The 11,825-nt window shown below is 55.1% G+C and carries 12 protein-coding genes; 6 read left to right on the top strand and 6 right to left on the bottom strand.

The features are described 5' to 3' along the window. Position 1 precedes the first annotated feature (1 nt). Positions 2-844, top strand: coding sequence for a 16S rRNA (adenine(1518)-N(6)/adenine(1519)-N(6))-dimethyltransferase RsmA (gene rsmA / locus FAP39_RS09340; protein ID WP_138016132.1), 843 nt, complete (start codon positions 2-4; stop codon positions 842-844). Positions 845-936: 92 nt separating this feature from the next. On the opposite strand, the gene FAP39_RS09335 is transcribed toward rsmA, so the two are convergent. From FAP39_RS09335 to FAP39_RS09305, 6 genes are all read right to left on the bottom strand, one after another. Continuing rightward, positions 937-1,557, bottom strand: coding sequence for a DUF4167 domain-containing protein (locus FAP39_RS09335; protein WP_138016131.1), 621 nt, complete (start codon positions 1,555-1,557; stop codon positions 937-939). 217 nt (positions 1,558-1,774) lie between these two features. Beyond that, positions 1,775-2,608 (bottom strand): peptide chain release factor N(5)-glutamine methyltransferase, encoded by an 834-nt coding sequence (prmC, locus tag FAP39_RS09330; protein WP_138016130.1) that lies wholly within the window; start codon positions 2,606-2,608, stop codon positions 1,775-1,777. After that, positions 2,605-3,660 (bottom strand): peptide chain release factor 1, encoded by a 1,056-nt coding sequence (gene prfA, locus FAP39_RS09325; RefSeq protein WP_138016129.1) that lies wholly within the window; start codon positions 3,658-3,660, stop codon positions 2,605-2,607. The genes prmC and prfA overlap by 4 nt, the downstream gene beginning before the upstream one ends. Before the next feature lie 292 nt (positions 3,661-3,952). Beyond that, positions 3,953-4,393 (bottom strand): DUF1499 domain-containing protein, encoded by a 441-nt coding sequence (locus tag FAP39_RS09315; RefSeq protein ID WP_138016128.1) that lies wholly within the window; start codon positions 4,391-4,393, stop codon positions 3,953-3,955. Between the two features lie 172 nt (positions 4,394-4,565). Further along, complete coding sequence (speB, locus tag FAP39_RS09310; protein ID WP_138016127.1) at positions 4,566-5,531, bottom strand: agmatinase; 966 nt, start codon at positions 5,529-5,531, stop codon at positions 4,566-4,568. Positions 5,532-5,650: 119 nt separating this feature from the next. Continuing rightward, complete coding sequence (locus FAP39_RS09305) at positions 5,651-6,823, bottom strand: M20 aminoacylase family protein (protein WP_138016126.1); 1,173 nt, start codon at positions 6,821-6,823, stop codon at positions 5,651-5,653. A gap of 63 nt (positions 6,824-6,886) precedes the next feature. Here FAP39_RS09305 and mazG point away from each other — a divergent pair, with 63 nt between their 5' ends. The 5 genes from mazG (at position 6,887) to FAP39_RS09280 (ending at position 11,820) form a co-directional block, all read left to right on the top strand. Then, a complete protein-coding gene (gene mazG / locus FAP39_RS09300) occupies positions 6,887-7,705 on the top strand; it encodes a nucleoside triphosphate pyrophosphohydrolase (protein WP_138016125.1) in 819 nt (272 codons plus the stop codon). A 91-nt stretch (positions 7,706-7,796) separates the two neighbouring features. Continuing rightward, the gene (locus tag FAP39_RS09295) at positions 7,797-8,810 is read left to right on the top strand and encodes a Fe(3+) ABC transporter substrate-binding protein (RefSeq protein ID WP_138016124.1); all 1,014 of its coding nucleotides are present in this window, start codon (positions 7,797-7,799) and stop codon (positions 8,808-8,810) included. Positions 8,811-9,013: 203 nt separating this feature from the next. Further along, complete coding sequence (locus FAP39_RS09290) at positions 9,014-9,955, top strand: nucleoside hydrolase (protein WP_138016123.1); 942 nt, start codon at positions 9,014-9,016, stop codon at positions 9,953-9,955. Beyond that, positions 9,952-10,401, top strand: coding sequence for a GNAT family N-acetyltransferase (locus FAP39_RS09285; protein WP_138016122.1), 450 nt, complete (start codon positions 9,952-9,954; stop codon positions 10,399-10,401). Before FAP39_RS09290 ends, FAP39_RS09285 begins: the two co-directional genes overlap by 4 nt. A 6-nt stretch (positions 10,402-10,407) precedes the next feature. Continuing rightward, positions 10,408-11,820 carry a protein adenylyltransferase SelO gene (locus tag FAP39_RS09280; RefSeq protein ID WP_138016121.1) on the top strand — a complete coding sequence of 471 codons (1,413 nt, stop codon included), beginning with the start codon at positions 10,408-10,410 and terminating at the stop codon, positions 11,818-11,820. Positions 11,821-11,825 lie beyond the last annotated feature (5 nt).

The following is an 11,825-nucleotide window of genomic DNA, read 5'->3' as shown; positions in this document are numbered from 1 at the left end:
AATGAGTGCAATTGACACCCTGCCCCCCCTGCGCCAAGTGATCGAAGATCACCAGCTGTCTGCACGCAAGGCATTGGGCCAGAATTTTCTTCTTGATCTGAATCTGACGGCCAAGATCGCGCGTCGCGCAGGAGACCTGAGCGCGTGTGACATTCTGGAAATCGGACCGGGTCCGGGTGGCTTGACGCGTGGTTTGCTGGCTGAAGGTGCGCGCAAAGTGCTGGCCATTGAAAAAGACGCCCGCTGTATGCCGGTGTTGGCAGAAATTTCCGAGGCCTACCCGGGACAACTTGAGGTGATCAATGGTGACGCGCTCGAAATTGATCCTCTGGCGCATCTGACCCCTCCCATTCGTGTGGCCGCCAATCTGCCGTATAATGTGGGCACCGAACTTTTGGTGCGATGGTTGACGCCCAAACAATGGCCCCCCTATTGGGAAAGTCTGACGTTGATGTTCCAGCGCGAAGTCGCCGAACGCATCGTCGCCACACCCGGGTCCAAGGCCTATGGGCGGTTGGCAATCTTGGCACAATGGCGCGCGGATGCAAAAATTGTTATGACGCTTCCACCCGAAGCGTTTACGCCGCCGCCAAAAGTGCACAGCGCAGTTGTGCATTTGACGGCGCTCAAGACCCCACGGTTTGAGGCGGACGCATCCGTCCTGAGCCGTGTCGTGGCAACCGCGTTTAACCAACGACGCAAGATGCTGCGGGCGTCTCTCAAGGGTGTTGCCCCAGATATCGAAGATCGTTTGTTGGCCTCGGGCATTCAGCCGACCGAGCGCGCAGAACAAGTCTCAATAGAACAATTCTGCGCCCTTGCGCGTGCTGTCGCCCAGACATAACCGCGTGCCGCAACACCCACAATAATCGGTATCGACACAAAAAAACCCGAACCAGCCGGTTCGGGTTGTGATCGTTTGTGATGTCGTAAAGCTTACTCGGCCGCTTCTGGGTTTTCCGGCTTAGGAGCTGGCTCTGGGGCCACGTCCGCTGGTGCAGTTTCGGCTGCAGGCTTTCTAGGAGCGGGCTTGCGACGTGGCTTACGCGCGGGTTTGGGCTTGGGTTGTGTCTCTGGCGTCTCAACAAGACCGCTGTCGCCATCTGAAACAATATCAACCACATCCGGTTGCGGCGCCTCAGAGAGATCGTTGCCAACAGGCGCAGCCGGGGCGCTTGGCACTTCTGCTGCGGGTCTAGAGTTTGACTCGCGCTCTTGGCGTTCGGCACGTTCTTGACGTTCACGATCCCGTTCTGCCTGACGCTCACGATTCTGGCGCTCTTGCTCTTCTCGACGCGCTTCTTGCTCGCGCATCGCTTCGGACAACAAGCGCATGTAGTGCTCGGCGTGCTGTTGAAAGTTTTCTGTCGCAACGCGGTCATTGGCCAGCTGTGCATCACGCGCAAGCTGGTTGTATTTATCAATGATTTGCTGCGGCGTACCGCGCACCTTTCCTTCAGGACCCGAGCTGTCAAACACCCGATTTACGATATTTCCAGAAGGACGGTTATTGTTGCGGTTATTCTTGTTCCGCGAACGGGATTTGGAAGATCTCATATATCTGCAGTCCAGCCTTGATCCAATAAGGGGTCAGAAAACCCGTTTCACGCCTCTTGCGCTCAAAACTCCGGGTTACGACTTTGGGCTTGGTGTCCAGTGGGAGCCATCAGATGTGCATCACCGTTAGGACATCTTCTGAGTAAAGCGGCTTGCGCCGTCGCACAAGAGGAATTCCTAAAAATATGTATCTATATGCGCGCTTTTTGGCCGCATCTTACGGTTTTCGGCCCATAACCGCGCGATCACGCCCATCCATATCTGGCAAAACCGCCACATCACACAATCCGGCACGTTGAAAAATGTCACGCACAGCTGGCCCCTGACGCCAGCCAATCTCCACAAAAATGCGCCCACCCGAGTTCAAATGCTGCATCGCTCCGTTGGCCAGAATGGGATATGGGTCCAACCCGTCGCCTCCCGGAGATAGCGCCAAATGTGGATCATGATCGTGCACTTCTTGGGACAGCTCGGCCATTTCGGTTTGCGAAATATACGGCGGATTCGACAGTATGAGATCATACGCGCCAGTGATCTCTGAAAACCAGTCTGACTGAAGTATCTCCAAGCGCGACGCGACACCGTGCGTGTGTGCGTTCTGCGTTGCTACCTTAAGGGCCTTGGGGCTAATGTCGCACGCCACACCGGTACAAGCCGGATGTTCGGCCAATACCGTCACCGCTAAAATTCCGCTGCCTGTGCCCAAGTCCAGAATTCTGTCAGGGTTCGGCCCCTCAAGGATCGCCGCAATCAGTGTTTCGGTTTCTGGACGTGGATCAAGGACATCTGGCGTCACCAGAAAATCACGCCCCCAAAACTCTCGCATGCCCAAGATTTTGGATACGGGTTCCCTGGATGCACGTCGCGCTATAAACTCATGAAAAACAACTAACTTTTCCTCAGGTACTTGCATATCGGGTTCAATCGAAATGCGACTTGGCGATATCCCAAGCGCGTGTGCCAGCAAGGCCCGCGCATCTCGTTCTGGTCCAACGATATTGGCATCCCGCAAAAGGCCAATGCCTTCGCGCAGCACATCTCGCAAGATCATCCCTGCATCTCTGCCAATTGCGTGGCTTGGTCATCCGCGGTCAACGCATCAATGATTTCATCCAGATCACCGCCCATGATGGCATCCAGTTTATAAAGCGTCAGATTGATCCGGTGATCGCTCATGCGGCCTTGGGGGAAGTTATATGTCCGGATACGTTCTGATCTATCACCCGAGCCGACTTGGCTCTTGCGATTGGCGGAACGTTCGTCATCAACCCGCTGGCGCTCCATGTCATACAGCCGCGTTTTCAACACTTGCATTGCGATCTCGCGGTTGCGGTGCTGGGATTTCTCCGAGCTGGTCACCACAAGACCACTTGGCAAGTGCGTGATGCGCACAGCCGAATCGGTGGTGTTGACGTGCTGTCCTCCTGCGCCAGAGCTGCGCATCGTATCAATCCGCAAGTCATTGGCATCAATCTGGATATCGACATCTTCGGCTTCGGGTAAAACCGCAACCGTGGCCGCCGAGGTGTGAACGCGCCCACCGCTTTCTGTCGTCGGAACCCGCTGGACACGATGCACACCAGATTCGTACTTCAAACGGGCAAACACGTTTTGCCCTTTGATATGGCCAACCACTTCTTTGACACCGCCAAGTTCGGTGATCTGTTCTTCGATGATCTCGAACTTCCACCCATTGTTTTCAGCATAGCGTTGATACATGCGCAGCAAATCAGCTGCAAACAAGGCCGCCTCGTCCCCCCCCGTTCCCGGACGGATTTCGATCATCGCGGGGCGTGCGTCTGCGGCGTCTTTGGGCAAAAGCGCAAGTTGAAGCGCCTGTTCTGCTGCTGGAATTTGCGCCTTGAGTGCAGGCAATTCTTCTTCGGCCAACTCTTTCATGTCTGGATCAGCCAGCATCAAAGTTGCCTCTTCCATATCCGACAAGAGCTGTCGATAGGCCGAGATTTGCTCGACCACAGGTTTAAGGTCGGCATATTCCTTGGCCAGCGTGGCGATGTCGCCCCCTGCGGACCCCTCAGCCATCTGCGCTTCGAGATACTCAAAGCGTTGGGCGATTTGTTCTAGTCTATCTAATGGAACCATGCGTTTAAGTGGGACAATTGGCGGACTTGGTCAAGGGGCTCGAATGCTGTATATTGCGGGTATGCTTAAATTGAGTGTCGCATTGGTTCTCTTCGCAGCCCCTGCTTTGGCAGATGGCTATATGAATGGTGTGCCGATTGATTGTTATTGCACCGACACCCAAGGCGGCCGTGTAGAGGTCGGCGACATGATATGCCTTCATGTCGATGGGCGTATGTTCATGGCGCAATGCCAAATGTCGCTCAATGTTCCGATGTGGCGGGAAATCTCGCCGGGATGTTTGTCGTCGGGACTAATAGGCGGTCAAAGCATCAACCCAACGATTCACTCGGGCGGCGTTGACACCAAAGTCTTTGCGCCCAAAGCGTGAGCGCGCGTAAATCACCAGATCTTCGCCAGATTGAACCATGGTGGTATAGTCAGGAAACCCCACCATACGAGACCGGCTGACATAGGTGATCATCCCCGATGCCACATCTCCGGCCAGTTTTTGGGTCCGCGGATCAGAAGACACAATGATATCCATCCGGCGCAATCCGTCTTGCCCTGAGGGTACCTGCCGGATCACCCCGTTAGAAAACGATTTATCATCATGACTTGATGGTGCGACATGCCACACAGTGGGATCGCTTGGCGCCAACCGCACATATGCCAAAAATGCCAGACACACAAAGGCCAAAACCCACAATACAATCATCCCAAATCCCTTCTTCACGACAAGTCCTTTGGACATACTCTGCGCCTAAAAAACAGCGATCTCGTGACTTTTCTAAAATTCACCGTCGCATATTGCGCGAAGCTTGGGTCATTACACCTGAAAGGCCGGTCTTTTCCAAGACCAGCCTTAAAGAAATAGAGACATTCCTGCGAACTCTGCGGGTTTTTCGATGAAATCACCCAAAGAATTACGTCTTGCGGCGGGTGGCTCCCCAGAGACTCAGCAATTCTGTGGCCACATGCGCCCCCGCAATGGCCGTGGCACCTGTGGTGTCAAAGGGCGGTGAAACCTCGACGATATCGCCCCCGACCATATTGATGCCAGCCAAATCGCGCAGCATGATCGCCGCCTGTGCAGACGTCAGTCCCCCCCAAACAGGTGTGCCGGTTCCGGGCGCGTAGGCAGGATCAAGCGCATCAATATCAAACGTCAGATATGTCGGATTTGACCCCACAATGGATTTGATTTTGGCCACAACAGCCGCCGGTCCGGTTTCATGCACCTCTCGAGCGTCAATGATATTCACGCCCAAGGTGTCGTCATTCACAGTGCGAATGCCCACCTGCACCGAGGTCGCTGGATCGACCAACCCCATTTTGACGGCTTTATAGAACATGGTGCCGTGATCGATACGATCCATGTCGTCATCGGCCCATGTATCCGTGTGCGCATCAAATTGCAGCAAAGAGATTGGGCCATATTTTTCCGCATAGGCTTTCAGAATGGGAAAGGTGATATAATGATCCCCGCCCAGCGTCACAGTGGCCGTATCCGCGTTCAGAATGGACCGGATGTGATTGGTCAGGGCATCGGGAAAGTCGCTGATTTTTGCATAATCAAACGCAAGATCCCCAAAATCCACGATATCAAACTCGTCCATGACATTGAAATCCCAGCCATAAGGTGGGTCAAACGCTTGCAATGTACTGGCCTCGCGGATTGCGCGCGGCCCAAGCCGCGTGCCGGGCCGGTTGGTGACAGCTTGATCAAATGGCACGCCGGTGACTGCGATATCCACTCCCGATAAATCTTTGGTATAGCGACGTCGCAAAAACGAGGTCGCACCACCAAAGGTGTTTTCGAAACTGCACCCCCGCAAGGTCTCGCGCGTGAATGCGGTGTCCACCGCAGATTTTGCATCTTCTAGAGCCATGTTCCCTCCCGACGGACGTGTGGAAATTTGATCAAATTCTGATTTGATCCCCCCAAAACGTCAAGAGAAAAGGTGCGGGGCGCATACCCCGCACCATCAAGCGCCATCCCTGTTTGCGATCACAGGGGTTGGGTCGTCTCGACAAGCCGCGCAAAAAACGATGCCCCGATCGGCGAGATGTCGTCGTTAAAATTATAGTTCGGGTTGTGTAAGCCAGCGCTTTCGCCCTGCCCCAGAAACAAATATGCCCCCGGACGCGCATCCAGCATATAGGAGAAATCTTCGGCCCCCATTTCCATAGATGCGTCATCCACCACGGCGGACTCGCCAGCAATTTCGCGCGCGACATCTGCTGCAATGGCCAGCTTCTGCGGATCATTCACGGTGGGTGGATACCCTTTTTCATACCGAAGCTTGGCCGTCACATTAAAGGCCGCCGCCTGCCCGTCGGTGATTTCCTGAAGCCGCCGCATAATCATCGCCTGAACCTGTGGATCAAAGGTGCGTACCGTTCCATTCAAATATGCCGTATCGGGAATCACGTTATCGGTGCTGCCCGAATGAATTTGGGTCACAGACACAACCATCTGCTGGCGCGTGTCATGGTTGCGGCTGACAATGGTCTGAATCGCTTGGGCCACTGACACTGCGGCGACAACCGGATCAACCGTGTCTTGAGGGTATGCGCCATGCCCGCCTTGGCCTTGGATATCGATATGAAACTCATCCACTGCGGCCATGATCGGACCCGGCGTAGATGAAAAATGCCCGACCTCGATGCCGGGTGAATTGTGCAAGGCAAAAACCTGATCGATGCCAAAACGCTCCATCATACCTTCTTGGACCATAACACCCGCGCCGCCTCCGGATTCTTCGGCGGGCTGAAAGATCAAGGCCACGCGGCCGGAAAATTTGCGTGTTTCGGCAAGATAACGCGCCGCCCCCAAAAGCATCGTCGTATGGCCGTCATGCCCACAGGCATGCATGGCGCCATCCACAGTGGAGGCATACTCAAGCCCCGTTGTCTCGGGCATTGGCAGCGCATCCATGTCAGCCCGCAACCCGACGGTCGGGCCATCTTGGGGGTGATCGCCTTGGCCATTGATGATCGCAACGACGCCCGACGTGGCAATCCCTTCGTGAATTTCATCGACGCCGAACTCTTTAAGGCGCGCCACCACAAAGGCAGCGGTTTCATGACATGCGAACTCGAGCTCTGGGTGGGCGTGCAAATGACGGCGCCACGTTTTCATCTCTTCGGCATAATCTGCAATGCGGTTTACCACAGGCATGGGGTGGACTCCGGGAAAAGGTTGATTTGATATGCACTCAACACCCTAAAGGAGTGACACGCAATGGCCGAAGATCCGCTTATCCTGAACCCCAACGGCGGGATGCCGCGTTTGTTGGAAATTATGCGCCGCCTGCGCGATCCTGATACGGGCTGTCCGTGGGACGTCGCACAAGACTTCAAAACCATCGCGCCCTATACCATCGAAGAGGCCTATGAGGTGGCAGACGCGATCGAGCGCGAGTCCTGGGGCGAGTTGAAGGGCGAACTTGGGGATTTGCTGTTTCAATCTGTGTTTCACGCGCAGATGGCGCAGGAAAAAGGTTTGTTTTCGTTTGATGACGTCGCCGACACAATGTCGGACAAGATGGTCGCGCGGCATCCGCATGTCTTTGGCGATGAAACCCGTGATAAATCAGCAGAACAGCAAGTCAAAGATTGGGAAACCGTCAAAGCCGCCGAGCGTGCAGGCAAAGCCCAGCAAGGTGCGCTTGAGGGCGTCGCACTTGGCTTGCCGGCGTTATTGCGCGCGGTCAAATTGCAAAAACGCGCGGCGCGTGTGGGCTTTGATTGGCCAGACATCAGCCAAGTGGTCGACAAAATCGTCGAAGAGGCGGGCGAGCTAAGCGAAGCGCGTGACACATTGGGACAGCAAGAGATCGAAGAAGAATTTGGCGATTTGTTGTTTGTGATCGCAAATCTCGCGCGACATTTGAATATCGAACCCGAGTCTGCCCTGCGACAGGCCAACATCAAATTCGAACGCCGGTTTGCGGGGGTCGAGGCCAAACTGGCCGATCTAGGCAAACGTCCAGAGCAGTCATCGCTTGAGGAAATGGATGCCCTGTGGGACGCGGTCAAGGTCGATGAGCGTCAGGCATAATACCTGAACATTTGATTCAGGTATTGACCTGACTAAAAAACTCAGGCATTTAGCCGCCAACAGAAACACAGACAACACGAGAACAATTCTAATGTTTGCACCTCTCAAAACATCCATTTTTGCGTTTGCAGCCGCGGCTGTGGCCGTTCCGGCAATGGCAGACGAAATCAACATCTATTCGTATCGTCAGCCCGAACTGATCAAACCTTTGACAGATGCCTTTACCGAAGAGACCGGCATCAAGGTTAATGTTGCCTATTTGAAAAAGGGCATGATCGAACGCATGGAAGCTGAGGGCAGCCGGTCTCCTGCTGACTTGGTCTTTACAGTTGATATTTCACGGCTTGCCGCAGTTGTGAATGCGGGGTTGACCCAACCTGTCACCAGCGACACCCTGAATGCCAACGTGCCACAAGAATATCGCGACCCCGAAGGTCACTGGTTTGGCCTGACCACTCGTGCACGGATCGTCTATGCGTCCAAAGATCGTGTCGCAGATGGCGAAGTCACGACCTATGAAGACCTAGCCGACCCTAAATGGAAAGGGCGTATTTGTACGCGCTCTGGCACACATGCCTATAACATCGCTTTGACATCGGCTGTGATTGAACACCACGGCGAAGCAAACGCCAAAACTTGGCTTGCGGGTATCAAAGACAATCTGGCGCGCAAACCGCAAGGCAACGATCGCGCACAAGTCAAAGCCATTTGGGCCGGAGAATGTGATATTGCCATCGGCAACACCTATTACATGGGTAAGATGCTTGCAGATGATGAACAAAAAGCATGGGCTGACAGCGTCAACGTCGTGTTCCCGACCTTTGAAAATGCAGGCACACACGTAAACGTGTCGGGTGTTGCCATGGCCAAATCGTCGCCAAACCCCGAAGCGGCCCTAAAGATGATGGAATTCCTGACGTCTCCTGCCGCACAAGAGGTCTATGCCAAAGCCAACTTTGAATATCCGATTGCGCCCAACACAGAGGCCGACCCTCTGGTGCAATCATGGGGTGAATTTACCGCCGACGATGTAAACCTGATGACAGTGGCCGGCAATCGTCCCGCCGCGCTGCGCATCACTGAAGAAGTCGATTTCGACGGCTAAATCTGCAAACAAGAGCAGTCACTGGGGCACCTTCGGGTGCCCCTTTTTTGTGTTTTCACGGTCAGGTCATCGCGTTGCCCCAAGGTCTTGGCAAAATGATACATCCACAGGCCATGTTTTGCTTTCGCACGTGTTGTGCACAGCATTGTGCCTAGACATCCCGGTTGCCTTTGCGCAGTCTGCCACCAACAAAAGGAGTTTCCATGAGCGCGCGTAAGATCATTATTGATACCGACCCCGGACAGGACGATGCGGTCGCGATCCTGTTGGCGCTGGCCAGTCCCGAGGACATCGACGTCCTGGGCATTACCGCGGTTGCTGGAAACGTGCCATTGCCCCTAACACAAAAAAATGCACGTACTATCTGCGAGTTAGCAAATAAAGCTCATGTTGGTGTCTATGCTGGATGCGACCGCCCCTTGGGGCGCGATTTGGTCACGGCCGAACATGTGCATGGCAAAACTGGCCTGAATGGACCTGACCTTGCGGACCCGACGATGCCCCTGCAAGACACGCACGCCGTGGATTACATCATCGACACGTTGCGCGCCCATCCTGCGGGCACAGTCACACTTTGCCCGCTTGGGCCATTGACCAACATTGCGATGGCCTTCGAGAAGGCACCGGACATAATGGAAAAGGTGCAAGAAATTGTACTGATGGGCGGCGCTTATTTTGAAGTGGGCAATATCACGCCCACAGCAGAGTTTAACATCTATGTCGACCCGCAAGCCGCTAGAATCGTGTTTAAATCCGGCGTGCCGATTGTCATGATGCCGCTGGATGTGACACACAAGGCCTTGGTGACAGCCCCCCGAAACGACGCCTTTCGGGCGTTGAATACCCCAGTCGGAATTGCCGTCGCGCAAATGACGGATTTCTTTGAACGCTTTGACAAGGAAAAATACGGCAGCACCGGCGCGCCACTGCATGATCCTTGCGTGACGGCGTATCTTATTGCTCCTGATCTGTTTTCGGGCCGACATGTAAATGTGGAAATTGAAACCCAGTCAGAACTGACGATGGGCATGACGGTTGTGGATTGGTGGCGGGTGACAGATCGTGCGCCGAATGCCACGGTGATTGGCGATGTGAACGCCGATGGGTTCTTTGATCTTTTGACACAACGACTGGGGCGCCTATGAGCACTGCCTTACATCTTGCCAAACCCGAGAACCTTGACCAAATCCTGCGGCTGGTCGAGGCCTTTCACGCCGAAGCCGACATCACGTTGTCGGATGAAGATAGGCGCGCGGGCCTTTTGCCTTTGCTCCAAGGCATCCCACACGGCGCAATCTATTTGATCGGACCCGCGCGGGCCCCCGTGGGCTATGTGGTCATCACCTTTGGATGGTCTGTCGAATTTGGCGGCATGGATGCCTTTGTCGATGAATTGTTTATCCGACCCGCCGTGCGCGGACGTGGCATGGGCTCAGATGTGATGCTGGCCCTGCCCCGCGCCCTGTCCGAGGCCGGCGTGCGCGCGTTTCATCTTGAGGTCGACCGCGACGATGAAAAAGCCCAGCGTCTGTACCAACGCGCGGGGTTCTCCGCACGCGAGCGCTATATGCTCATGACAAGAAAGTTGTGATTTAGAATGACTTCAGCCCTTCGCATCGACTTTGACAACACCTACGCGCGCCTGCCTGCACAGCTCTTTTCCAAGGTGACACCGACACCTGTGCGTGCCCCAGAATTGCTGGCGTTCAATCACGCGCTGGCCAACGACCTTGGGATCACGGGCACAGATGACACTGATCACCTCGCACAGGTGTTTGGTGGGAACCTTGTGCCAGAGGGGGCTGAACCCTTGGCGCAACTTTATGCGGGTCATCAGTTTGGCCATTGGAACCCACAGTTGGGCGATGGTCGGGCGATCTTGTTGGGCGACGTAAAGGGCTTTGACATCCAACTAAAGGGATCCGGCCGCACGCCGTATTCTCGGAATGGCGACGGGCGCGCATGGCTTGGCCCCGTGTTGCGCGAATTTGTTGTCAGCGAAGCCATGCACGCCTTGGGCATTCCGACCACGCGCGCCTTGGCAGCGGTTGCCACGGGCGAGATGGTTCAGCGCGACACCGCATTGCCCGGCGCTGTGCTCACCCGCGTGGCCAGCAGCCACATTCGCGTCGGTACATTTCAAATACTCGCAGCGCGCGGCGATCTTGCGGGGCTCAATGCCCTGTTTGAATATTGTGTAGCGCGTCATTATCCCACCGTCAGCGATCCGACATCGTTTTTACAGGCTGTTGTGGATCGTCAGGCCGCATTGGTGGCGCAGTGGATGTCGGTCGGTTTTATTCACGGTGTCATGAACACAGACAACTGTGCGATTTCCGGCGAAACCATCGACTATGGGCCGTGTGCCTTTATGGACGACTTTCATCCTATGACGGTCTTTTCATCCATCGACCGCAAGGGGCGGTATGCCTTTGCGGCCCAAGCCGACATCATTGTTTGGAACATGGCCCAGCTTGCCACCGCTTTGGTGCCATTGATGCCCGATCGCGACGCGGCAGTCACCACATTCACCCAGATCATCCACGCCATGCCGGCCAAAGTCCAACACCTCTGGAGCCAGGCTCTTGGGCGCAAGTTGGGATTTGCCACAACACACCCCGGTGATGACCAGATCTCGAGCGATTTCCTGACGTTGATGGCAACCCAAGGCGCAGATTTCACAAATACATTTGCCAGTTTGGCCCGCGACGCAGCTCAAGACCAGTTTGTAGATCGAGACAGCTATCAAGACTGGGCGCGCGTCTGGCGTGACCGGCTTGAGCGCGAAACTGATCCTGTCGCGACGATGCGTGCGGCCAATCCAACGATTATTCCACGCAACCACCGGATCGAAGAAATGATACAAGCCGCGGTTCTGGGCGACATGACACCGTTTTCACGGTTGTCCCGGGCATTGGCAGCCCCATTCGAAGATGTCGCCGAATTCCAAGACCTTACACGGCCCCCAACACAAGAAGAACGGGTTCCGTTCACATTTTGCGGCACCTGATTGGA

The organism is Shimia litoralis (assembly GCF_005518135.1).
In the GTDB taxonomy this organism is placed as follows: Bacteria; Pseudomonadota; Alphaproteobacteria; order Rhodobacterales; family Rhodobacteraceae; genus Shimia_E; species Shimia_E litoralis.
Note: the sequence above shows the minus strand (reverse complement) of the source record. Positions and strands in the feature narration are given on the sequence as shown.

What these genes read in the sequence shown, in the direction of transcription:
- mazG (WP_138016125.1), top strand. Translation starts at nt 6,887, where the DNA reads ATGGCCGAAGATCCGCTTATCCTGAACCCCAACGGCGGGATGCCGCGT.
- speB (WP_138016127.1), bottom strand. Translation starts at nt 5,531, where the DNA reads ATGGCTCTAGAAGATGCAAAATCTGCGGTGGACACCGCATTCACGCGC.
- FAP39_RS09280 (WP_138016121.1), top strand. Translation starts at nt 10,408, where the DNA reads ATGACTTCAGCCCTTCGCATCGACTTTGACAACACCTACGCGCGCCTG.
- FAP39_RS09290 (WP_138016123.1), top strand. Translation starts at nt 9,014, where the DNA reads ATGAGCGCGCGTAAGATCATTATTGATACCGACCCCGGACAGGACGAT.
- prmC (WP_138016130.1), bottom strand. Translation starts at nt 2,608, where the DNA reads ATGATCTTGCGAGATGTGCTGCGCGAAGGCATTGGCCTTTTGCGGGAT.
- rsmA (WP_138016132.1), top strand. Translation starts at nt 2, where the DNA reads ATGAGTGCAATTGACACCCTGCCCCCCCTGCGCCAAGTGATCGAAGAT.
- FAP39_RS09295 (WP_138016124.1), top strand. Translation starts at nt 7,797, where the DNA reads ATGTTTGCACCTCTCAAAACATCCATTTTTGCGTTTGCAGCCGCGGCT.
- FAP39_RS09305 (WP_138016126.1), bottom strand. Translation starts at nt 6,823, where the DNA reads ATGCCTGTGGTAAACCGCATTGCAGATTATGCCGAAGAGATGAAAACG.
- FAP39_RS09335 (WP_138016131.1), bottom strand. Translation starts at nt 1,557, where the DNA reads ATGAGATCTTCCAAATCCCGTTCGCGGAACAAGAATAACCGCAACAAT.
- prfA (WP_138016129.1), bottom strand. Translation starts at nt 3,660, where the DNA reads ATGGTTCCATTAGATAGACTAGAACAAATCGCCCAACGCTTTGAGTAT.
- FAP39_RS09285 (WP_138016122.1), top strand. Translation starts at nt 9,952, where the DNA reads ATGAGCACTGCCTTACATCTTGCCAAACCCGAGAACCTTGACCAAATC.
- FAP39_RS09315 (WP_138016128.1), bottom strand. Translation starts at nt 4,393, where the DNA reads ATGTCCAAAGGACTTGTCGTGAAGAAGGGATTTGGGATGATTGTATTG.